The 1364-nt window shown below is 75.7% G+C and carries 1 protein-coding gene and 2 pseudogenes; all 3 read left to right on the forward strand.

The window, feature by feature from the left end; genetic code table 11:
• Window positions 1-229 (forward strand): annotated as a pseudogene (locus MHW47_RS35440) (hypothetical protein); the annotation flags it as partial.
• A gap of 10 nt (window positions 230-239) precedes the next feature.
• The gene (locus MHW47_RS35445) at window positions 240-1025 is read left to right on the forward strand and encodes an ATP-binding cassette domain-containing protein (RefSeq protein ID WP_239227907.1); all 786 of its coding nucleotides are present in this window, start codon (window positions 240-242) and stop codon (window positions 1023-1025) included.
• Window positions 1022-1364: pseudogene (locus MHW47_RS35450) on the forward strand (hypothetical protein); the annotation flags it as partial. The gene MHW47_RS35445 and the pseudogene MHW47_RS35450, both read left to right, overlap by 4 nt.

The following is a 1364-nucleotide window of genomic DNA, read 5'->3' on the forward strand; positions in this document are numbered from 1 at the left end:
GTACGTCGGGTGCCGCGCCGGGTCCGCGGCCGTCGCCGCTGCCTGGGCGGTGGCCGTGACCGTACCGGGTCTCGCGAACTCGCACCCCGCGCTCACCGAAGCGGCGGACACGGCCGCGCGGCTGCTGTCCGGGCCGCCCGCCCAGGGCTGCTGGGCGGCGGCCGCCCTACTCGGCGCGGGGCTGCTGGTCCTGCGCCGCCGATCCTTCGACCATCTGGAGACGTCATGAGCGTGATCGCGTGAACAGCACCGTCGTGGTGTCCGGGCTGACGGTGCGGCACCGCCGCAGGACCGCCCTGGACTCCGTCGATCTCGACTTCGGGCCCGGAGTGCACGGCCTGCTCGGGCCCAACGGGGCGGGCAAGACCTCACTTATCCGGGTCCTGGCCACGGCCGCCGCGCCGGACGCCGGCCGGGTGGAGCTGCTGGGCGCCGAGGTGGGCGCAGCATCGGACCACCGCGCCCGGGCCGGGGTCCGGCGCAGGCTGGGCTATCTGCCGCAGGAGTTCGGCCACTACGCGGGCTTCACGGTCCGTGAGTTCGTCGGCTACGTGGCCTGGCTCAAGGAGATGGACGAGGCCGGGACGGCGGCGGCCGTCGAGCGGGCCGTGGCACGCGTGGGCCTGGCGGACCGGATCGACTCCCGGATGAGGACGCTGTCCGGCGGCATGGTCCGGCGGGTCGGCATCGCGCAGGCGATCGTCAACGATCCGGAGCTGCTGCTGCTCGACGAGCCGACCGCCGGGCTCGACCCGGAACAGCGGGTGGAGTTCCGCACCCTGATGCGGGATCTCCGGGAGCACGCCACGGTCATCCTGTCCACGCACCTGGTCGAGGACGTCGCCACGGCCTGCGAAGGGGTGACGCTGATCGAGGCGGGCCGGGTGGCGTACCGGGGGACGACGCGCGAGCTGGCGGCGCTCGGCTCGGACGGCGACCCGTACGAGTACGGCGGCAGCCCCATCGAGCGCGGCTACACGCTGGCCCTGCGCTCCCACCGGGCGGCGACGGCGGGTGTCCGATGACCCTCACCGACCGCCCGACCGCCGATGAGCGCCCGGACAGCCCGGCCCGCCGAGGCCCCGTCCGCACCGCGCTTCCCGTGCTCCCCGTACTCCGGACCGAGGCCCGCAGGGGCGTGGCCCCGTGGACCGGGGTGTGCACGGCGCTCACGCTGATCGTCACCATGGCCGCCAGGGCAGACTCCTGGCAGGGCGACTGGGGCGCGACCCAGGACCTGCTCCACTCCGGCGCCACGCTGCTCGGCGGCCCGCTGGTGGCCGCCGCGGCGTGCTGGCAGGGCACCCGCGACCACCGGCGCCGCACGGGCGAGCTGTGGCGCTCGACGCCGCGGGCCCGCTGGT

Origin of the sequence: Streptomyces sp. OfavH-34-F (genome assembly GCF_022347745.1) — a bacterium.
Classification (GTDB): Bacteria; Actinomycetota; Actinomycetes; order Streptomycetales; family Streptomycetaceae; genus Streptomyces.